This is a genomic window from Lacrimispora sp. (genome assembly GCF_032078915.1).
Taxonomy (GTDB): domain Bacteria; phylum Bacillota; class Clostridia; order Lachnospirales; family Lachnospiraceae; genus Lacrimispora.
Map to the genome: position 1 here is coordinate 1 of NZ_DAMAUN010000001.1, position 21,543 is coordinate 21,543.

The window sequence follows — 21,543 nt, forward strand, 5'->3', positions numbered from 1 at the left end:
TGCTATGGGAATGAATCTTAATGATGCAAAAATAAAATTTTTCATAAAAAAGGACTTATACCGGGAACCTTCCAAGGTACAAGTCCTTATCTTACCATCAGATATTATTCCTCTCCCTGCGCATCAAATACTCCTACTGCGCTTATGCTGGAACAAACGACCACTACGACAACAAACAGGATCAGAAGTGTAAGTCCCCCGAAAAACCATATTAAAAAAGTCACTCCAAAGTCCTCAGATGTTCCCTCTGCCGGTAGGTTGGCCTCTGAAGCAGCAACTGTCTCGGCGTGAGACACCAATGCGGCTCCAGGTACAGCTCCTGCGAATATTCCCAGCATGAGAGCAATCATCAGACGCAGCATCGCCTTCCTCACCTTCATAGTCTTTTCCTTCATTAAAGTTTCTCCTTTCCATGCCCGTGCCATCTGGGTAATAGATACTTGCCCAATACAGCGGGGGCAGGTTCCCCCCTAAGGTATTTTCCCCTGCCAATTTTAAATCGCTGTATCTAATATAGCACAATCGGGCGAAAAAAGATATCCCTAAATCCAAGGATCCGCGTTCTATTCCTCTGCCATCACAAGCATCAATTCATTGCTTCTGGTAATAAATTTCGTCATACGCTCCGGTGTCAGGGAACCATGGCTGAGAGCTGCCAGATCATAAAGCTGTTCACAGATGGAGTTTGTGTGGGCTCCGTCTTTGTGTCCCAGTATATATTGCACCAGCTTATTGTTGTAGTTAAGAACCAGGGTCTCACCGCCTGCACCAAACATGGAAGGATCCATTCCCGGCATCGTATACATCTTCATCATTTCCTGCATGCGGCGGGATTCCTCAGATACGGTAATCATGGAAGATACATTTCCGTTCTTTAACTTCTCCACCTTTACTTCCAGATGTTCTTTATTTAATGCTTTGCGGAACAGTTCAGTCAAAGCCTCTGCATCTGCCTTCATGGCTTCCTTATCTTCTTCCTTTACTTCTTCCTTGAAGATGTCGGATAAATCAGAATTAATGCATAAGAACTTAACATTCTCATTCTTCTGTTCCAGATAGCCTACAAAGGGACTGTCAATATTATGGGTTAAATAAACCGCATCTATGCCTGCCTCTTTAAACATGTTGATGTACTGGCTCTGCTCTTTTTCATCGGAGATATAGAATACGCTGTTCTCATGCTTCTCCTTATTCTCCTCCAGACAATCGGAAAGAGTTAAATACTTGCCGTCCAGGTTCTTAAACAGGAGGGAATCATTGATCTTTTCCGCGAACTTTTCGTCTTTCAAGCAGCCGAATTTAATAAATGGATTGATGTCATCCCAGTATTTTTCATAATTTTCACGGTCTGTTTTAAACATACCGGTTAATTTATCCGCTACCTTCTTTGTGATGTAGTCAGAAATCTTCTTCACAAAACCATCGTTCTGAAGGGCGCTTCTGGATACGTTAAGCGGCAGATCCGGGCAATCGATCACACCCTTTAACAGCATCAGGAATTCCGGAATAACTTCCTTAATATTATCAGCAATAAATACCTGGCTGTTATACAGCTTAATGGTTCCCTCCAGGCTGTCATAATTTAAATTCAGCTTGGGGAAGTAAAGGATTCCTTTTAAGTTAAAAGTATAATCCATATTTAAGTGAATCCAGAATAAGGGTTCCTTGTAGTCATTGAATACCTTGCGGTAGAAGGACTTGTACTCCTCCTCTGTGCAGTCGTTGGGATGCTTGTTCCACAGGGGATTGATATCATTGACAGGTACCGGACGCTTGTTAATCTTATATTTTTCTTTGGCAGGAGATACCTCTACGACTTCCTTCTCACCATTTTCGTTCTCTTTTTCCTCGGTCTTTGCTTCCTCGAGGATGGTTTCGATAACAGTATCCTTATCGGTCAGCTCATCCTTTTCAATGGTCTCATACTGAGGCTCTGAAGATGAACTGGATAAATAGATCGCCACCGGCATAAAGGAACAGTATTTATCAAGAACCTCTTTTGCGCGGTACTCATTGCAGAATTCCAGGCTTTCTTCGTTGAGGTACAGCTTAATGGTGGTACCAGACTCTGTCTTGTCCCCTTCTTCCATCTCATATTCCGTACCGCCGTCAGACTCCCAGTGAACCGCTAAAGCGCCTTCCTTATAGGATAAGGTATCAATCGTAACCCTGTCAGCTACCATGAATGCGGAATAAAAACCAAGTCCGAAGTGACCGATGATCTGATCTTCATTGGCCTTGTCCTTATACTTCTCAAGGAAATCCTGGGCGCCTGAGAAAGCGATCTGGTTGATGTACTCATCGACTTCCTCCATGGTCATTCCAAGGCCATTGTCCTTAAAGGTAATGGACTTTTCATTGGAATCTGTAATGATCTCGATCTTAAAATCCAGATCCTCCGGTTTCTGCCATTCTCCCATGATTTCCAGCTTCTTAAGCTTTGTAATCGCATCGCAGCCATTGGAAACAAGCTCCCGGTAGAAAATATCATGGTCGGAATACAGCCATTTCTTGATAATCGGGAAAATATTCTCGCTGTTAATTGTTAAACTTCCTGTCTTTGCCATATTAGAACACTCCTTACTCTTTTTTCTATTTCAGTTCCATGTTTCCATGGAATTTTCACAAATTGTAAACGTATGGATCATACCTGCAAAGAATATTTTAATACGCTGTTATGGAAATGTCAATAGAAAATCAGCACTCAATTAAACTGAGTGCTAATAATTCTATTCCTCCAGAAACGGAATCTCATTTTGTTTTAAAAATCCTTTAAACGCCTGATCCCATTCCTCATCCAGAGTCTTATCAAGGGTAAAGACAGAAACCGAGGTTCCTGTCACGCAGGAAAGCTTATCTTCCTCATAGCGGATATTTAGATACAGTCCCTTCACCTGATCAGGCGTAAAGGCAATCTGGCGGGAGGCAAGAAAGCGCTCTGTACCTTCCTTTGACATCTGCAGAATGATCCGGAAACTGACAGGAAGTCTTTTTCCTTTAATTAATGAAAAACAAAAAGGCTTCATCATAGCCCAGGTAGAAAGCTGTCCCGTATTCATTTCCTCCAGTTCCTCTTTGGAGTAATAAGCGGAACGGATAGTTCCATCGATGGTAAATGTATTAAAGGTAACAATAACAGCTTCCTTAGCAAGGAACTGGTCAAACACTTCTCCTACGAACAGCTTGGAGGTAAAGAGCTTTAGGTCCTCAATTTTCAGTGCGATCATGGCAACTTCTCCCCATTTTATAATCTCTATCCGTTTACTATACACCGGATCCTCCCAGACTGTCAACGCAGGAATTCCCACGATCTTCGCTATTCCAAACAGTTTTTTTCTGTGGTATACTTATTCACGTAAGCAATGAGCAGTGCAAAACAGGATTCCCTGGCTTGCACTGTGGACTTACCCTAACAGCACCACGCCCCAAAAAGCATGGGCAGAAAAGAGGAAGCGCCCTTCGGCCATACCATTATGCCCAAAAAGCATGGGCAGAAAAGAGGAAACCATATGAATCATATCAAGCAGTTAGAGACACTGATCGCCGCATCCGTTTCTCCATACCACTGCATTATGGCGGCAGCGGACCAGCTATTGTCCGCAGGATTTAAGGAACTGTCCCTGGCTGAACCCTGGAAGTTACAACAGGGCGGGTCATACTACATAAATGTCTTTGATTCCACCCTGGTCGCATTTACCGTAGGGGAAGAGCTGGGTGAAATACCGGCCCTTAAGCTGGCAGCGTCCCATACGGACTGGCCATGCCTGAAGGTAAAACCCTCCCCTGAGATCACTTCTCTGGGATACGGTAAGCTTAACGTGGAGGTATACGGTGGTCCTCTGCTGGGAACCTGGTTTGACCGTCCCCTATCCATGGCGGGCAAGGTCTGCGTAGCCGGAGCATCTCCCATGAAGCCTGAGACCATCTTTGTGGACTTTTCACGTCCCCTCCTTACGGTTCCCAACCTGGCAATCCACATGAACCGGGATGCCAACGATGGAGTTGCCATCAATGCACAGATAGACATGCTTCCCCTCATAACCCGGATCACGGATGAGTTAAGTAAGGAAGACTTTTTCTTAGAAGCTCTGGCAAAAGAGGCAGGTGTTAAAAAGGAAGATATTCTGGATTATGAGATCTGTATCTATAACTGGGAGCAGGGGACTCTCTTAGGCTTACAGAATGAATTCTACTCTTCTCCCCGCCTGGATAACTTAACATCCGTACAGGCCTGCTTAAGCGGGATCATGGCCGGACCATGCAAAAACGGCATTCATGCCATCGCCCTGTACGACAATGAGGAAATCGGAAGCCATACCAAGCAGGGAGCTGCTTCCGCCCTGATGGAACGCATTCTTGAAAAGATCTGCTTATCTCTGGGTTATACCAGGGAAACGTTCCTAAATGTTCTGCTTAGCGGCTTTTTGCTGTCCCTGGACGTGGCTCATGCCATTCACCCCAACCACGGGGAAAAATGCGATATTAAGAACCAGATTCTCATGGGAGACGGAGTCGCCATTAAGCTGGCATCCAGTCAGGCCTACGCCACCGACGCTTCCAGCACCGGAGTCATTGAAGGAATCTGCCGAACAAATAATATTCCTTATAAAAAGTTCTCCAACCGCTCCGATGTGAAAGGCGGTTCCACTTTGGGAAGCATTTCTTCCGCCCTTCTTACCATGCGGACGGTAGATGCAGGCGTGCCCATACTGGCCATGCACTCCGCAAGGGAAGTCATGGGCACGAAAGACCAGGAAGCCCTTGTACATCTGGCAGAGGCCTTTTTCCAGGCATAATTTTACCGATCCTGCTTCCAATAGAGAATATCCACCATATCCCCCGGCGAAATAACCGATCCCTGTTTCTGGTCAATGATGCAGTTTGAACGGAGCATTTCGGATAAAACGGAGGAATGGTGGTTTCTGTCAAAGATATGGACGCCCATCTCATCGCTGAATGCCTGGACAAACCGCCTCCTTTTTGCCGCATTGGCATTTCCCTCTACCACCATACGTCTTATTTTTTTCCAGGAAAGAGAATCATCGCCAACCATCCTGGCCATGACAGGCCAGAAGAACAGCCGGAAATTGACCATGGCTGCAAAGGGATAGCCGGATAAGCTGAGGATAAGCTTCTCCTTGTACCGGTTAGCCATGACAGGCGTACCGGGCCGCATATTCACTCCATGAAAAAGCCGTTCGGCCCCCATTTTTTCCAGTGCCTCCGGAAGAAAGTCCTTCTTGCCCACGGAAAGAGCGCCGGTTGTGATAATCACATCTGCCTGGCCGATTCTCTCATCCAACATGCGGGAAAAACCCCTGGCATCGTCAGGGCAGATTTCCATAAAAGGAACCTGGACTCCCTGAGCTTTCAGCTGGGCAGCGATGGCATAGGCACTGCTGGGATACACCCCCACCTTTCCTAAGGGACTGGTGAGCGGTACAAGCTCATTTCCCGTTGAGATTATGCCCACCTCCGGCTCTTTAAGCACCGTAATTTCCCGGATTCCCATACTGGCTAAAACGCCGATATGCCCTGCGCTCAAACGGATCCGGCGGGGGATCATGCACGTTCCTTCCTGGAAGTCCTCTCCGATCCTGCAATAGTTCTGCCAGGGTCTTCCCTCCACATAGATCTCTGCCTGTTCCTGGCCATAGTCCGTATCTTCCTGGCGTATCACACAGTCATAGCCCTCCGGCACCACGGCACCGGTCATCACCCGAACCGCCGTACAAGGTTCTGCCTGGATGGAAAGATAATCCCCTGCACATATTTCTCCAGCCACTTTAAATTGGATTGGCGTTTCCCTTGAAGCACCTTTTGTATCCTGGCTTCTGACCGCATACCCATCCATTCCTGATTTGGGGAAATGGGGGACAGGGAAAGGCGCTGTCACATCCTCTGCGCAAATTCTTCCATAGGCAGATAAAATGTCCAGCTTTTCTGTTTTTGTTTCTATTTTAACGCTGTTCACCAATAGGTTAACGGCTTCTTCTAATTCAATCAATCAGGCTCCTCCCTCCTAATATAACGATATAAAGGATAAAGGGGCTGCTGCGAAATAGCATATTTTGCAGCCCCTTTTCTTAATCACAGGATTAAGCTCGTTTTACAGACACCGCGCAGACCTTGTATTCCGGAATGCGGGCGATATCATCGATCACAAAATTCGTGATTTTATTAACATTTCCGTCTGCGAAATGAAAGGTCATAAATACTTCGGAAGGCATCATCTTATCTCCTACCACCGCCCTGGATTCAATTTCACCCCGGCGGGAGGATACTTTGACTTTGTCTCCGTCCTTAATTCCCAGCATGGCTGCATCCCCCTGGTTGATCTCAATATAGGAATCTCCGCAGATTTCATTTAAGCCTTCGGTTCTGCCTGTCATGGCTCTGGTGTTGTAATGGTAGAGCATGCGGCCCGTGACCATCATAAACGGATAATCGTTATCAGGCAGTTCCTTGGACGGCCGGTACTTTGCCGGATAAAAATATCCAAGGCCCCGTGAAAATTTACCAACGTGCATGATATAAGTTCCTTTGCTCTCTTTGTCCAGGCAGGGCCACTGAAGTGTTTCCCCCCGGTCCAGCCTCTCAAAGCTGATGCCTCCAAAGGCCGGAGTTACACTGGCGATTTCATCCATGATCTCAGCCGCTGTTTTTTTCCCGCAGGGATATCCCATGCGGTTCATCACATCATAAAAGATATCCGTGTCCAGGCGCATTTCTCCTTCCAGAGTCACCGCTTTGCGTACCCTCTGCACCCGGCGTTCCGTATTGCTGAAGGTTCCCTCCTTTTCCCCATAGCTGGTTCCAGGCAGTATCACATCAGCATACTGGGCCGTTTCTGTCATAAACAGCTCCTGCACCACAAGAAAGTCCAGGCTTTCCAGGGACTTGGCAACGTGGCCAGTATCCGGATCCGTGACCATGGGGTCTTCTCCGAAAATATAGAGCCCTTTGATCTTCCCTTCTATTGCTTCCGGCAGCACCTGGGTGGACATGAGTCCGGTGGTTTCACTTAAAGGGACTCCCCATGCTCTTTCGAATTTTTCCCGGACCTCTTTGTTTGCCACCTTTTGATATCCCGGGAAATCATAGGGCATACAACCCATGTCACAGGCGCCCTGTACATTGTTTTGTCCTCTGAGAGGGTTGATGCCGCAGCCTGATTTTCCTATTTTCCCGACCACCATGGCCAGATTGGATAGGCTCATAACACCTTCTGTTCCTGTGGAATGCTCTGTGACGCCCAGGCAGTAAATGATAGGAGCTTTTTTCGCCTTGGCGTACATCCTTGCGGCTTTGCGGATATCCTCTGCATCAATATGGCAGATCTCTGCAACCTTTTCCGGCGTATAATCTTTCACGATTTCAGCCAGTTCTTCAAATCCTTCGGTCCGTTCCCTAATATAGTCCATGTCCGCAAGGCCTTCCCCTATGATAACATGGATCATTGCATTGGCAAAAGCGATATTGGTCCCTGCTTTGATGGGCATATGAATGACTGCATCCTTAACTAAATCGATCTTACGCGGGTCCACCACAATAATCTGCGTGCCCCTCCTGATTGCCTGCCGGATCTGTGTGCCGACCACAGGGTGAGCTTCAGTAGGATTGGAGCCTATGAGTAAAATAAGGTCAACATCCTCCGTAATGTCCCGGATGGGATTTGTCATGGCTCCCGAACCCAGGGTCGCAGCAAGGCCATGGACGGAGGCTGAGTGACAGACTCTTGCGCAGTTATCTACATTGTTGGTTCCAAAAGCGGCCCTCATCATTTTCTGGAAAACATAATTGTCCTCATTGGGAGCCCGGGAGCAGGAAAAGCCGGCATTGGCATCCGCTCCATAATTCTTTCTTATTTCTATAAACCGGCTGGCGATTAAGTCCAGGGCTTCGTCCCAGCTGGCCTTCTCAAATTTTCCGTCGCGTTTGATAAGAGGATGAGTGAGACGGTCTCCGGAATGAATGAACTTATAGGAGCCGAATTTGCCTTTTACGCACAAAAGTCCTCTGTTTGACGGTCCGTCAGCAGGATCAACCCCTACGATCCGGTTATTCTTCACCAAAAGATCCATTTGGCATCCTGTAGCGCAATGGGGACAGGTAGTCCGTATCTTTTTAACCTCGAAGGCTCTGTAATGCCTCTGTTGATCTTTAGAGGAAAGAGCCCCTGTGGGACAGTTTGACACACAATTTCCGCATGATTCACAAATGGACTCTCTCCACGGAAGCTGATAGCTGGGGCTCATGCGGGTATCAAAGCCGCGGTTGGAAACGCTGATGACATCACGCCCCTGCAGCTGCTGACATACTCTGGTGCAGCGCCGGCACATAATACATTTTTCTGGATGGAAGGAAAAGAAAGGATTGCTGCTGTCCGTTTCATACGTCCCTACTCTCTTTCCATAGGGGAAGCTGGTTTTTTCCACACCGTATTCCAGACAGTAATCCTGGAGCCTGCATTCCCCGTTGGATGCGCAGTCAAAGCAGCTGAGCACATGATTGCTCAAAAGGAGGTCCAGGATAAAGCGCCGGGATTTTACCACCCGTTCCGATCTGGTGGATACTTTCATTCCAGGAACACAGTGCTCGGAGCAGGAAGGGACCAGCCCTCCCTTTCGCCCGCCCTCGATTTCCACCACGCACATCCGGCAGGAACCATCCGGTGCCAGTTCTTTCATATGACAAAGAGTTGGAATCTCAATATCCAGTGTTTCACAGGCTTCCAGAATGGTGGTTCCCTTTTGTACGGCAATGGTGTGCCCGTCGATTTCCAGTTCAATCATAGAGTTGTTTTTCTCTGTTTCTAACACAGTATTCTCCTCCTTCTCCATTAACTGATACAGGCTTCGAATTCATCTCTGTAGCCGGCTAAGGCAGAATTCACAGAAACTGATACCGATTGGCCAAGTCCGCATGCGGACAAATAAGTAATATGTTCCAGCATCTTTTCAAGTCTTTCAAGATCCCCCGGCCTGCCCTTATGACGCTGAAAATTCTGGAGCAGTTCTAAAAGCCGCGTGGTTCCCAGCCGGCAGGGCGTACATTTGCCGCAGGACTCATGGACAAAAAATTCCATAACACTTGTGATATAGTCCACAACGCTTACGCTGTCATCCATCACCACGATGGCGCCGGATCCCACGGACAGCTTATGGGACCAGAAATCTCCGTAATCATACAGACAGCCCCTGATCTGCCCGCTGGTTCCGATGGCACCGGATTGACCTCCAAAATGGCAGAATTTAATGGGCCTCCCTGTAGAGGTGCCGCCTCCGTATTCCTCACTGTAAAGTATCTCATCAAGGGGCGTACCAAGCTGAATCTCATAAATTCCTCTGTTTTTAATATGCCCGGATAAACAGATGAGCTTGGTACCGCCCCCATCCTTTGTGCCAAGCTGTAAAAATGCTTCTCCTCCCATATTGATAACAGCCGGAACACAGGCGAAGGATTCCACATTGTTGACCAGCGTTGGCTTTCGGTAAAGTCCCACATCAGCCAGATGGGGAGGTTTCACCCTTGGACGCCCGGTTTTTCCCTCCACCGAATTAAGAAGCGCCGAGTTCTCACCGCAGACATAAGCGCCGCCGCCGGAAACAATGTGGAGATGAAAGTCAAACCCGTCAATCCCCATGATCTTATTTCCCAGATATCCGGCTGCCATAGCGTTGCTTACCGCCTGATGGAACACTGCCTGGATGTGGCGGTATTCCCCCCTGATATAAATGTAACCGTCGTTGGAACCGAAGACATATCCGGCGATCAGCATGCCTTCAATAATGCTGAGAGGATCCTTTTCTAACAGCAGCTTATCCTTAAAGGTGCCGGGTTCCCCCTCGTCAGCATTGCAGACGATGTATTTGGGTGTATCGGTGCTGCCGTATAGGTGGCGCCATTTACGGCCTAAGGGATAGGCTGCTCCGCCTCTTCCGCGAAGCAAAGCGGTATCCAGTTCTCCTAAAATATCCTCCCTGTCCATTGTTACGGCTTTTTGCAGTGCTGCAAAACCGCCGTATTTTATATATTCATCAACGGAAGTGGAATCCGTCATTTTTCCCACTCGTTTTAAAAGGACCGGTTCTTTCATTGCCATTGTGTTTCCCCCTTTCAGCCTATACGGCTATTTTGCCTCTGCGCAGGTCATCAATCAAAGCAGATATTTTTTCGTCGCTGAGATTTCCAAATACCGTATCCTTGATCTTAATGACCGGACCAATGTCGCAGGCGCCCACACATGGAATATAGTGGTAGGCAAAAAGACCGTCATCTGTCATCTTACCCATGGGTACGCCAAGCTTTTTCTCCAAGGATAAACACACCTCTTCCGAGCGGGAGAAATGACAGGGCGAGCTGTTGCAGATCTTTAAGACATATTTAGCCTGAGGTTTATCTTTTAACATGGCGTAATAGCTTACAATTTCATATACCCTGGTTTCGGTCATATGCAGCTCTTCTGCCACCATGGCCGCAGTTTCTTTGTCAATATAACCTTCTTCCGAAGCAAATTGAAGATCAATTAAAATTTCCAAAATGTTTTCCTGCTTTGCTCCATCCTGCCGGATGATCCTCAGCTTTTCTTCCCTTACTCTTGTATCCATTGCAATGACCCTTTCTTTCATTTTAATTTTACTTCATATTCCGTTTTGACATTCTCTTTCTGCCCATACATACAGAAGCAGGGAAGGGCAAAAAACAGTGCTCCGCCAATGGCGTTGCCGATAAAGACAAACACCGTATTCTGCAGGTAATTAAGCCACGTGATCGAAGACTCACCGGAAAAGATTGCTGCCGGAATGACAAAAGCGTTTGCCACCACATGCTGAAATCCCAAGACCACAAAAATCATGATAGGGAACCACATTCCCACCATCTTTGCGGTAAAACCCTTGGCGCTGGTCGCAAACCATACAGCCATGCAGACAAAAATGTTGCAGCCGATAGCAGAAACCAGTGCCACCATAGGCGGATCGCTGATCTTAGAGTTAGCTACCGCCATGGTTTTTGCCAAAAAGGCTCCTTCCGTCAGTCCCACAAAATGACCGAACGAGTAGGCGACGATCATACTTCCAACCATATTCCCAGCCATGACCACCGCCCAGTTATAAGTTAAATCCCAAATAGAGATCTTCTTCTGGAACAAACCGATGGCCATGGTCATCATATTTCCGGTGGCTAATTCTCCTCCAACCAGCACAATCGCCATGAGCCCCATGGGGAAAAGGCAGCCTCCGAGAAATGTTGCAAAGCTCCCCCACTGGGCAGGCATCGTTCCCTGTACACGTATGCAGGCTAAAAAGCCTTCTGCGATAAAGGAACCGCCAAGAATGGAAAGTAAAAACAATTTCATAAAAGACAACTTCTTTTTTATTTGGGCCTTATCTCCCAAAATATCCAAAACTTCTGCCGGACTAAAAAAACCCATGTTCCCCCCCCCTATGTAACTTCATTCATTTTTTTTGCTGTTTTCTGGTTCCAATTTTGTACATCTTCCGGTGTGTTTAAATTTACGGTAGCGTTCATTTCCGAATCGCTTAAGCAATACAGCCCCACATTCAGGGCCGGAAAAGCACTGCGAGGCTTGAGCTCTCCTATCTCCATTTGCTTTTTAAAAACAGGAAGGCAGGACTTATGGTAAAAGGCAAGCAAAGGCTCTAATTTCCCCTGATGACTGCAAACCAAAACCTGTTCCTCTTCCAGCTTCCGGTACATCCGGCCGATCAGCCCAATATCCGGTAAAGGCATATCGCAGGCCATAATAAAAACATATTCCGTCTGAACCTGCTCTAAAGCAGTACTTATCCCGCCCATGGGACCCTTTTCCATATAACGATCCTCTAATATGCGAAACTCTGTAAAATCTGGCTGGCCGACAAACTTGGCTTTTGTATTGCTGACCAGAACCACCTGTTCAAACAGGCTTTGCAGCTTCCCCGCTGTCTGCAGCAGCAAATACTGCTCGTCATCCATCAAAAATGCCTTGTCAAAACCCATTCTCCGGCTTTTGCCTCCGCATAAAATAGCGGCCGTTACATTTTCAATTTTTTTATCTGCACTTTTGAAAGAAATCACCTCCTGTTTTTCTCTTTTTATGAAACTCACCGGACATTAATATCTAAAAAATTTTTTTAGGTAATAAAATATTTTTAGGTTGTTTTTTATATTAACACTCCATTGAGCATATGTCAATATGTACAAATAAGTATAACGGTTGTATATTATTTTGTTTATAATATATAAATGTGTATTATTTTATTTTTTTCTTGTTATGTTTTTCTCAATTTCTTCTCGTCGTATTCCTTGCTTTTTTCAGGCAATATTTATAATTGTGCCATTGAAACACAGAATGCCTGACTTTTTACTGGTTCAACAAAAAAAATTAAGAGAAAGTATTCTGCACACGCGGCAGCGGAAGCGATGCTGTCCTTAACATCGAAAAGTTATTTTGTTAAATATATCACGAATTTTCGCCGATTTTCCCCGTGTTTTCCATGTTGTACCCATGTTAGGAACGTGTTATAATAAAAATAATGTTGCACAGAATGATATTGGTTTTACCAAAAAAAGGCAGCAATTTATGAAAACGGAGCATATATGAGTACAGAAAACAAAACATTTCTGCAAGCCAGACATATGGTACTAATCGGGGCGACAGGACGGAACAGCGGAAAAACAACCCTGGCACTTCAGATTATTCATGCCTTTAAGGATACATTACCGGTTGTTGCATTCAAGCTGATAACCATAAGGAACCATGGGGATATATGCCCAAGAGGAGGACAGGGCTGCGGGATCTGCCAGGGACTGAAAGGTTCCTTTGACATCACGCCGGAGACCGGTACCGGAGCAAAAGATACCATGCTTTTAAAAAGGGCCGGAGCAAATCAGGTTTATCTCATCCGGGCCTATAAGGAAAATTTAAGAGAGGCTTTAGAGGAAGCGCTGAAACTGGTTCCAAAGGACGCCCTTGTTCTATGTGAATCCAACAGCGTACGACTGGTGGCGGAACCTGCTCTCTTTGTTATGATTCAAAGCAGCACTTCTTCCCGCGTTAAACCTACCGCTGAGGCAGTGATGGAGTACGCAGATGTAATTCTTCCACAGGATGAAGGTTGCTTTGAGAATTTTGTTCAGGGGGAATTGTATCAGAAATTAAAATCGAATTTTACAGAACTGAACCAATAAAATGGGAGCCGGCTTTTCAAAGCCCGGCTCCTAAACCTTTTATCGGGACCAATCATACAACAGGCCCCAAGTAACTTAACTCAGCTTAAATCATTAATAATCACCTTATCGTTCTTAATTATTTCGCGCTTACTCGTACCAAAATTAATTGTGGGGAATCAATATCAAACTATCAGAAAAGAGATTAATTTGCTTTCCTGCCGTATTCCTTTGATTCTCATGTTATTCAAGCAACTCAGAAATCATTTTTTTATAGTTATTAGTAAAAGCTTTCGTAATAATGTAATGCTCCGTTTCTTCCAGTTTAACAGTTTTAAACCCTTTATCATCAATTTGGTATATCGTTGCATTAGGAAATGCCATTAAAATAGGAGAATGTGTTGCAATGATAAATTGTGAATTTCTCTCAACCAATTGATCGATCAGGCAAATCAAGCTCATCTGTCTGGAAGGTGAAAGTGCCGCTTCCGGTTCATCCAAAATATAAAGTCCATTACCGCCAAATCGATTCTTAATTAGCGAAAGAAAACCTTCTCCATGGGACTGTTTATGCAAAGATATTCCTCCATAACTATCTAATAATCGAACATCGCTGTCAAGCTCATCAATATTTGTAGATACATTATAAAAGCTCTCTGCCCGGTAAAAGAAACCATCTCTTGCTTTAACATGGCTTTTTGATAAAACTAAATAATCTGATAATTGAGAATGTGTATCCTTCGTCGAGAAATTAAAGTTCCTTGTTCCACCTTCCGGATTAAATCCAGATGCAATGGCCAGGCTTTCTAAAAGAGTCGACTTACCTACTCCATTCTCACCCACAAAAAAAGTAACATCTGTAGAAAATTTCAATTCCTTTTGTTCAGTTAGTTGTTTTATTGCAGGTATATTAAACTCATATTTAGAATCATTATATGTCTTTTTCTTATTAAAATAAACAGATTTAATGTATATCATAATCAACCCACCTATATCGAAACAGAAGATCCTCTGGTAGCTTTCCCGAGAAAAATGATACATATTTATATAACTTAAGTATACTTTTTCCTCCCCTTACAGTTCAAAAAAGGGGAAATCATCTCCCTGATTTCCCCTTCCCTCTAATGCGTTTCCCCCATGGTTTCCGGCGCCACTGCCCGGCTGGTTTCCAAAGGAGAATCAGAGGTCTTACTTCCCTCCCAGTACCGGTAACCAAATACGCCCCCAATCGTCAGGCAGACCAGCAGAAACAAAGCAAGCAGAATGCGGAGAACTCCTATAAGGATCTCCCTTCCCCGGTTTCTTCTGCGCCTGCGGCTGCGGCTGCGTCCTCTCATCCTATCATATTCTTCCGGTTTCATCTGCAGTTTTCCCCATCCTTCCCCTATGGTTAGTCAGAAAAATACTTCTTATAGATCTCAAAAAAGTTCGTGGTAGTTGTCTTATCATCTTTTGAGAATTTTACATCTTTCCATATCTCATTGCTGAAAGTGATCGGATTATCTTTCTTAAACTGGGAATAGATCTGATCAAAGGCTTCCTTTTTCCGTTTGCGGTACAGCCCGGCTTTCCTCTCCTGGGTGGCGTCCTGATCATAATCATTTACGCACCGGATAATATAGTATTTGCCATTATCCTCCACCACCTGACTGATCTGACCTGCAGAAAGAGAAAAGGCAGCCTCCTCATAGGGGCCTGGATTCTCCCCTCTGCCGATTTTGTATGTGGTAACAGGATTCTCTGAATATTCCCTGGCAAGTACAGAAAAATCAGCCCCCTCGGCTTCTGCCTGTAAAAGCACAGTCGAAGCTGCATCCACATCAGACATAACGATCTGATCCACCTGGATCACTTTGGCTTCGCTGTCACTGATCTCCAGATTCATATCCTTTGTCAGTTCATCCACTACCTTATTGGACAGGTAATATTCCTCATACATCGTCCGCACATCCGTTTCGGAGGATCCCATATAGGAAATATCTTCCTTTGTCAGGGAAGAAAAGTATTCTTCCGATGCTTTACGGACTTCTTCCTTTTCCGCACTGGTCAGAGTGACTCCCTTATTCTTAGCCAGGAGATTCATCATTTTCATTTCCTGAAGAAATTCCTTTACCTGATCCACCAGATAGGTTTCAAAGGTCTGACCGCCTGGTAAGTCCACTCCCCAGATCTGATTGGTATAAATCTGCTGATACCGGTTCCTCTCCGTAGCCACGATCACCATGGATTGGGACAGCGTATACGCCTTTGTCTCCAAAGATTCAGAAACAAGGGGGATATTAGCCCTGCATCCGGACAGCAGAACAATTGCCGCTGCAGCAGCCAGAAGGACTTTTCCCATAATCTTAAATTGTCCTTTCATGAGCATCCCTCTTTTCACGCCGCTTAAAGCAGCTTCAATATTTTCAGGACCCCGTCGTTGACGTTCGTGTCCGTCCGAAATCTGGCTGCCGCCTTTACCTCTTCCCTGGCGTTTCCTACGGCAAAGCTGTAATATGCCTGCTTTAACATCTCAATGTCATTTAACTGATCGCCAAATGCCATAGTCTCCTCCGGCTTGATCCCAAGACTCTCCTGAAGAAGCTTCACCGCCTGCCCTTTGTTAATTCCCGGTCTCATACAGTCCAGCCACATATCTCCTGCTATGGTCATCTTTAGGCGGTCCGCATATTCTTGCCGCAAGGTTCTGGTATGGGCCTCCACATCGGTCTTGCGGTACACGGAGACCTTGATGAATTCGGATTCCACCTTAGTTAAATCCTCTACCTGCTTCACATGGAACTTGTAGCCGTTTATCATCCAGTCCAGGAATTCCTGGTTGTCTGTCTCTGTATAAATCACATCGGGTCCGCAGATCATGACATCAAGTCCAGCCATATTCCTCACATCCAGTACCATATCCATAACCGTCTTACGCTCAATGGGGTTGACGTACAGGCTTCTGCCATGACAGCCCACATAAGCGCCGTTATCCGAAAGATAGAATACCTTTTCCTTGATGGGTTCAAATATGGATTCAATGCTGAGCCACTGGCGTCCGCTGGCCGCGGCAAACTGGATCCCCTTTGCCCGCAGCTTTAAAATCACATCATAAAGCTCAGGATTCAGCTCGTTGCCTCCATCCGTCACAAGAGTCCCGTCAATATCCGATGCAATCAGTTTAATCATACCTTATCCTCCCGTTCAAACATCTGCTTTATTTCCTGGTACACACGTCCTACAGGCAATCCTACTACATTATTATAATCGCCGTCAATCCCTTTAATAAAAGCTGCGAATTTTCCCTGTATCCCATAGGCCCCGGCTTTATCCATAGGCTCTTCACTGTCTGTATAGGCTCTTATCTCCTCATCAGACATGGGATAGAGATGAACATCGGTCTTTTCCACAAATGTCCTGACTTTATTTCCAGAACCTCCACAATACACCAGGGTGACCCCTGTATATACCTGATGGGTCCTTCCTTCCATCAGGGAGATCATCCGGTAAGCGTCCTCGTGGCTGACCGGCTTGCCCAGAATCTCACCGCCTGCTGCAACTACAGTGTCCGCTCCGATGACATAAGTCCCCAGCTGCCTGCGGCTGGCCACGTCTTTTGCCTTCTGGCAGGACAGCTCCATCACCGCCTCTTCGGGCACATTGGTGGTAATCTTCTCCTCTATGGTGCTGGGCACGATTTCCGGCGTTATTCCGATCTGAGCCAGAAGCTCTTTCCTTCTTGGCGAAGCGGAAGCCAATACAAGCCTTTCTATCTTATTCATCCCTAACCTCCATGTTACTCTTTCTGATTTTATAATAGAATAGACGTAAGCGTCTATTCTTGTACTGCATTCGCCAAATGACGCAAAAGCGAATTTGGCTCATTGCTTTTATGGTATGAAATAGCAAATAAGCGGGACCCTTATCGAATCCCGCCAATCATCAATAAACTTTCAATCGTCCGATCATGGACGTATCATCATCGTCATAGTCATCCCGAAGCTGGATCCTCATGGTGTATATAAAATCTGCCATATAAAAAATCAAAAGGCCCATTGCCACCAATCGTTCAAAATCCTCCGGTATCATCCCTGCCATCTGATTGACAAATCCGTTTAGGAAGCGGAAATAAAAAATTCCCAAAAACCCCCATGCAATGCTGCTCTCCAGACAGATGATCCCTTTGTAATTAAACAGCTTCCGGCTATAATCCCACCAGAAGGAACCGAACAGCCTTATCATCATGTGAGCGGTTAAAAGCTCCATAAAGGTTGCCATAGCCATAGAGGCGAAATAAAGATGAACCGGATTGCCTGCAAGAGGCTTAAGCAGGATCATCGCTCCCGTGGCACCAAATCCATAAATGATACAGAACGGTCCATGTCCAAATCCCCGATTCAGCACAGGCCTTTTATTCTCATAACTGAGTACGGAACATTCAAGAAGGTATCCAAGAAAACTGAACAGGAAAAAACAGTTTATCCTATGATAAATTGACATATCCATTTTACCTCCAATTTTAACAATTTTTGAACTTGTTAAAGTATATAATGGATATCTTAAGAAATCAAGGACTATTTTCTTACGATTCCCAGAAAATTTTCTTCTTTATTCCCATAGATGCAAGGTATTTGACTAATAGAACTGAGAGATAAACAGCGCCAGCGAGATTCCTAAAATTGCACCTGCCGCCACCTGAAGCGGAGTATGTCCTACATATTCCTTTAATCGTTCCTGTAATATCTCTCCGCTAAGCTCAAATGGATTTTCCAACAGGATGCTGTTTAACAGCTTGGCCTGTTTTCCTGTTTCCCTGCGTACTCCCATGGCATCATACATGACAATCATGGATAGGACAAAGCAGACTGCAAACTCAAAAGAACCGACGCCATAGCGGTAAATGGCGGCGGTCGATAACGCACAGACCGTTGAGGAATGGGAACTGGGCATTCCCCCAGATCCCACAAGCCTCTCCGGATTAAAGTTTTTGTTAAGGGCCAGGTCAATGATCGTTTTTAAAACCTGTGCAACCAGCCAGCCGGCAACTGCAGTAATCAAAACCTGATTCCCAAGTATATCTTCCCAAAATGTCATGGTTTCCTCCGTATTATGCAGCGCTCTTCTTTCCAAATCCGTATAAGATCCAACGCTTGAACCTGGCCATTGTTTCAATCAGTCCGCAAAATTTATCCGAATAAATAATCACCATTCCCTCCCGGCTCTTTGGGGGGATGGGGGTCAGCGGCCACATATGGCGTAAAATCATATCTTTTTCTTTTTCTGTTAAATCAAAATGTTTTACTGCATTATTAAGTGCAGTCCGGGGATGAGTAAAACCATGGAAACGTTCCCCTGTTTCCTTTGCATGAGTATGCCAATCATACAAAAACATATCATGTAGGAGGCCTGCTCTTGCGACCTCAGCATAATCCCAGCCCATCTTCCTGCAAATACAGTAGCCCATATAGGACACCTTAATGCAATGAGCCTTGCAGCTTGTGTCTCCATGCTGCATATAGTTATCCATGGACTGGAATACCGGACTATCTATAATGTCCCTGACACAGTCCATATAATCTGTATCTTCACAATAATCTTCCCGTTCTACCCAGGAAGAATCTTCTGCCCATCGAATTGCCTCTTCTTTTTCTTCTCGGGTTAAATGCATGCTGTCCATCCTTATTCAAACGCTTCTTTCCTGATCCATGGCCGGCTTAAACGCCAATCAGCCAATCATAAAGTTCTTGATATTTCATGGCTGAAGTTTTCCATGAGTAGTCCTTTGCCATGGCGCGGTCTATGATCTTGTTCCACTCACGCTTCTTATCGTAGTAGACCCCCTCCGCGTACCGGATAATCCCTAACATCTCGTGAGCATTATAATTAGAAAATGAGAAACCGGTTCCCCGGTTCTCATATTCATTATACGGCTCAACCGTATCTTTTAAACCACCGGTTTCCCGTACAATGGGTACGGTACCGTACCGGAGAGCCATAAGCTGGCTCAGTCCGCATGGTTCAAACAGGGACGGCATAAGGAACGCATCACAAGCAGCGTAAATCTTATGGGACATTGCCTCTGAATAATAGATATTGGCGGAAACCTTATCCTGGTACTTCCACGCATAATGGCGGAACATATTCTCATACCGTTCTTCTCCGGTGCCAAGAACTACCAGCTGGATATCATCACTGCACAGCTCATCAATCACGCACTGGATCAGGTCCAGTCCCTTTTGGTCTGTAAGTCTGGAAACAATACCGATTACAAACTTCTTCTCATCCGGATTCAGTCCAAGCTCCTGCTGCAAAGCCCGCTTGTTCTTCACCTTTTCCTTACGGAAATTTTTCAAATTATAATTCTTTTCAATATGCGGATCGGTATCCGGATCGAACTCCTCATAATCAATACCATTGACAATTCCCCGGAGGCTGCCTGCCCGTGCACGCATCAGGCCATCCAGCCCTTCTCCGTAAAACGGCATCTTGATTTCTTCCGCATAGGTATCGCTGACCGTAGTTATGGCATCGGCATAAACAATACCGCCCTTTAACAGATTGCCATCTTTATATGCTTCCAGCTTATCCGGAGTAAAGTAATAATCCGGCAGGCAGGTAAGCTTCTGTATCGTCTTTACATCCCATACGCCCTGGAACTTTAAATTGTGAATCGTGATTATGGATTTCATGTTCCTGAAAAAATCTCCATCATGAAACCGGTCCTTTAATAAAACAGGAATAAGGGCGGTCTGCCAGTCATGACAGTGAACCACATCCGGCTGGAATCCGATAACCGGAAGCGCTGACAAGGCTGCTCTGGAGAAAAAGGAAAACTTTTCCAGGTCATGATACCAGTCCCCATAGGGCTTGGGACCATTATAATATTCTTCGTTATCAATAAAGTAAAAGGTAATGCCTTCATGAACATACTGAAGAATTCCCACATACCTGTTTATGCCCAGATAATCCATATAAAAATGGTCAATATAGGTCATCTGGTTCCTCAGTTCTTCTTTGATACATAGGTATTTGGGAATCATGACTCTAACATCGAAATACTCTTTATCGAAACACTTGGGAAGGGATCCCACAACATCTGCGAGACCACCTGTTTTAATAAAAGGTACTGCCTCTGATGCAACGAATAAAATCTTCTTCATCCAAAAACCTCCCTTATCCTTTTCCCGCTGGGGTATAGTCGATTTTTATTTAGTATACTGCATTTTAAAGAAATAAGGAAGTATCAAAAGTTACAAATTAGGAAAGTTTTTTATAGTCCAGTCTTATCTTATCGGCAATTAAAGCAATAAATTCAGAATTCGTGGGTTTTCCTTTGCCGGTGCTTACCGTATATCCGAACAAATCATTGATGGTATCCATTTTCCCTCTGCTCCAGGCCACCTCTATGGCATGGCGGATCGCACGTTCCACCCTGCTGGGAGTTGTCTGATGTTTCTTTGCAATGGAGGGATAAAGTATCTTTGTGACAGAGGTGAGCATTTCCTGATCCTGTACGGAGATAACAATGGCGTCCCTCAAATACTGGTAACCTTTAATATGCGCAGGAATGCCTATTTCATGAAGCATCTGTGTTACATCATTTTCTAAGTTCTGTTCCATGTATTCCGTTTTATTGACATAAGGTTTTACTTTTTTCATCCCCTGTAAGCTGGGAGTCTTCGACTTTCTCTGTCCTACCCTTCGTACCTTATCGACGATAATATCCTTATTAAACGGCTTCATTATGTAGTAATTCGCTCCCATTCGGAAAGCATCTTCAGTAATATTCTCGCTTCCTGCTGCTGTGACCATAATAAATGACGGTATCTTTGTGACAGCGCCATTTCCGCGCACCCGTTCCATAACTGTTATTCCGTCCATTCTCGGCATAATCACATCCAATAAGACAACATCAGGATTTGTTTTGAGGATCATGTTATAAGCGTCTTCGCCATTATCCGCTCTTCCTACTACGTGAAAATCCTCCTCTCCTTCCAGTATATCATTCAGCAGATTCAATGTCTGCAGGTTATCATCCGCAATCGCAATACTAATTTCTGACATATTGATACTCTCCTTCTGATTCTTCAAATATAGATTAAAACTAGTGTAAAGCCATTATAGTCTTGCCCTAGCTTATGCCGCAATGGGATTCTATCGCATTATTCGACAAAAGGAACTTGTTTTTAAGTTGAATTTAAAAGTATTTTTTTCCTTTGTTACGTCGAAGGTCGAAAAGGCTTACCCCGGTCCCAAACCTTGAAGGTCCTTTGATTCTCCACCGGTGTTGAAAATTGATACTCCTTGTCGGCAAAAAAATTCCGAAAATTTCCATCCCATGAATCTTATATTATCACATTATAATTACCTTGAAAAGCACATTCTATAAAA

General features: G+C 45.1%; 21 protein-coding genes. 2 read left to right on the forward strand and 19 right to left on the reverse strand.

What is annotated here, in order from left to right; genetic code table 11:
- Window positions 1-104: 104 nt before the first annotated feature.
- From RT269_RS00005 to RT269_RS00015, 3 genes are all read right to left on the reverse strand, one after another.
- Window positions 105-395: a sulfate transporter gene (locus RT269_RS00005; protein ID WP_313179961.1), complete on the reverse strand. Its 291-nt coding sequence runs from the start codon at window positions 393-395 to the stop codon at window positions 105-107.
- 168 nt (window positions 396-563) lie between these two features.
- Complete coding sequence (gene htpG, locus RT269_RS00010; protein ID WP_313179962.1) at window positions 564-2,567, reverse strand: molecular chaperone HtpG; 2,004 nt, start codon at window positions 2,565-2,567, stop codon at window positions 564-566.
- A gap of 162 nt (window positions 2,568-2,729) precedes the next feature.
- Entirely contained in the window at window positions 2,730-3,227 is a 498-nt protein-coding gene (locus RT269_RS00015; RefSeq protein WP_313180160.1) for a DUF5721 family protein, read from the reverse strand.
- A gap of 282 nt (window positions 3,228-3,509) precedes the next feature.
- Between RT269_RS00015 and RT269_RS00020 the strand changes: the two genes are divergently transcribed.
- A complete protein-coding gene (locus RT269_RS00020) occupies window positions 3,510-4,796 on the forward strand; it encodes a M18 family aminopeptidase (protein ID WP_313179963.1) in 1,287 nt (428 codons plus the stop codon).
- A 2-nt stretch (window positions 4,797-4,798) separates the two neighbouring features.
- Here the strand turns inward: RT269_RS00020 and RT269_RS00025 are convergent, their stop codons facing one another.
- From RT269_RS00025 to RT269_RS00050, 6 genes are all read right to left on the reverse strand, one after another.
- Complete coding sequence (locus RT269_RS00025) at window positions 4,799-6,007, reverse strand: molybdopterin molybdotransferase MoeA (RefSeq protein WP_313179964.1); 1,209 nt, start codon at window positions 6,005-6,007, stop codon at window positions 4,799-4,801.
- A gap of 91 nt (window positions 6,008-6,098) precedes the next feature.
- Window positions 6,099-8,795 carry a formate dehydrogenase subunit alpha gene (gene fdhF / locus RT269_RS00030; RefSeq protein ID WP_313180161.1) on the reverse strand — a complete coding sequence of 899 codons (2,697 nt, stop codon included), beginning with the start codon at window positions 8,793-8,795 and terminating at the stop codon, window positions 6,099-6,101.
- 47 nt (window positions 8,796-8,842) lie between these two features.
- Window positions 8,843-10,105 (reverse strand): complex I 51 kDa subunit family protein, encoded by a 1,263-nt coding sequence (locus RT269_RS00035; protein ID WP_313179965.1) that lies wholly within the window; start codon window positions 10,103-10,105, stop codon window positions 8,843-8,845.
- Window positions 10,106-10,124: 19 nt separating this feature from the next.
- Window positions 10,125-10,610 carry an NADH-quinone oxidoreductase subunit NuoE family protein gene (locus RT269_RS00040; protein WP_313179966.1) on the reverse strand — a complete coding sequence of 162 codons (486 nt, stop codon included), beginning with the start codon at window positions 10,608-10,610 and terminating at the stop codon, window positions 10,125-10,127.
- Window positions 10,611-10,627: 17 nt separating this feature from the next.
- Window positions 10,628-11,434 (reverse strand): formate/nitrite transporter family protein, encoded by an 807-nt coding sequence (locus RT269_RS00045; protein WP_313179967.1) that lies wholly within the window; start codon window positions 11,432-11,434, stop codon window positions 10,628-10,630.
- A gap of 11 nt (window positions 11,435-11,445) precedes the next feature.
- Window positions 11,446-12,111 carry a molybdenum cofactor guanylyltransferase gene (locus RT269_RS00050; protein WP_313179968.1) on the reverse strand — a complete coding sequence of 222 codons (666 nt, stop codon included), beginning with the start codon at window positions 12,109-12,111 and terminating at the stop codon, window positions 11,446-11,448.
- Window positions 12,112-12,603: 492 nt separating this feature from the next.
- Between RT269_RS00050 and RT269_RS00055 the strand changes: the two genes are divergently transcribed.
- Window positions 12,604-13,194: a hypothetical protein gene (locus RT269_RS00055; protein ID WP_313179969.1), complete on the forward strand. Its 591-nt coding sequence runs from the start codon at window positions 12,604-12,606 to the stop codon at window positions 13,192-13,194.
- Between the two features lie 222 nt (window positions 13,195-13,416).
- On the opposite strand, the gene RT269_RS00060 is transcribed toward RT269_RS00055, so the two are convergent.
- From RT269_RS00060 to spo0A, 10 genes are all read right to left on the reverse strand, one after another.
- The gene (locus RT269_RS00060) at window positions 13,417-14,151 is read right to left on the reverse strand and encodes an AAA family ATPase (protein ID WP_313179970.1); all 735 of its coding nucleotides are present in this window, start codon (window positions 14,149-14,151) and stop codon (window positions 13,417-13,419) included.
- A 143-nt stretch (window positions 14,152-14,294) separates the two neighbouring features.
- On the reverse strand, window positions 14,295-14,534 hold the full coding sequence (locus RT269_RS00065) for a hypothetical protein (RefSeq protein ID WP_313179971.1): 240 nt from the start codon (window positions 14,532-14,534) through the stop codon (window positions 14,295-14,297).
- A gap of 29 nt (window positions 14,535-14,563) precedes the next feature.
- Window positions 14,564-15,535, reverse strand: coding sequence for a peptidylprolyl isomerase (locus RT269_RS00070; protein WP_313179972.1), 972 nt, complete (start codon window positions 15,533-15,535; stop codon window positions 14,564-14,566).
- Between the two features lie 23 nt (window positions 15,536-15,558).
- Window positions 15,559-16,341, reverse strand: coding sequence for an HAD family hydrolase (locus RT269_RS00075; protein WP_313179973.1), 783 nt, complete (start codon window positions 16,339-16,341; stop codon window positions 15,559-15,561).
- A complete protein-coding gene (locus RT269_RS00080; RefSeq protein ID WP_313179974.1) occupies window positions 16,338-16,934 on the reverse strand; it encodes a Maf family protein in 597 nt (198 codons plus the stop codon). Before RT269_RS00080 ends, RT269_RS00075 begins: the two co-directional genes overlap by 4 nt.
- Before the next feature lie 160 nt (window positions 16,935-17,094).
- A complete protein-coding gene (locus tag RT269_RS00085) occupies window positions 17,095-17,652 on the reverse strand; it encodes a putative ABC transporter permease (RefSeq protein ID WP_313179975.1) in 558 nt (185 codons plus the stop codon).
- Between the two features lie 135 nt (window positions 17,653-17,787).
- The gene (locus tag RT269_RS00090; RefSeq protein WP_313179976.1) at window positions 17,788-18,246 is read right to left on the reverse strand and encodes a divergent PAP2 family protein; all 459 of its coding nucleotides are present in this window, start codon (window positions 18,244-18,246) and stop codon (window positions 17,788-17,790) included.
- Window positions 18,247-18,259: 13 nt separating this feature from the next.
- A complete protein-coding gene (locus RT269_RS00095; RefSeq protein ID WP_313179977.1) occupies window positions 18,260-18,829 on the reverse strand; it encodes an HD family phosphohydrolase in 570 nt (189 codons plus the stop codon).
- 37 nt (window positions 18,830-18,866) lie between these two features.
- On the reverse strand, window positions 18,867-20,312 hold the full coding sequence (gene glgA / locus RT269_RS00100; protein WP_313179978.1) for a glycogen synthase GlgA: 1,446 nt from the start codon (window positions 20,310-20,312) through the stop codon (window positions 18,867-18,869).
- Between the two features lie 97 nt (window positions 20,313-20,409).
- The gene (gene spo0A / locus RT269_RS00105) at window positions 20,410-21,216 is read right to left on the reverse strand and encodes a sporulation transcription factor Spo0A (RefSeq protein ID WP_092244067.1); all 807 of its coding nucleotides are present in this window, start codon (window positions 21,214-21,216) and stop codon (window positions 20,410-20,412) included.
- Window positions 21,217-21,543: the final 327 nt, after the last annotated feature.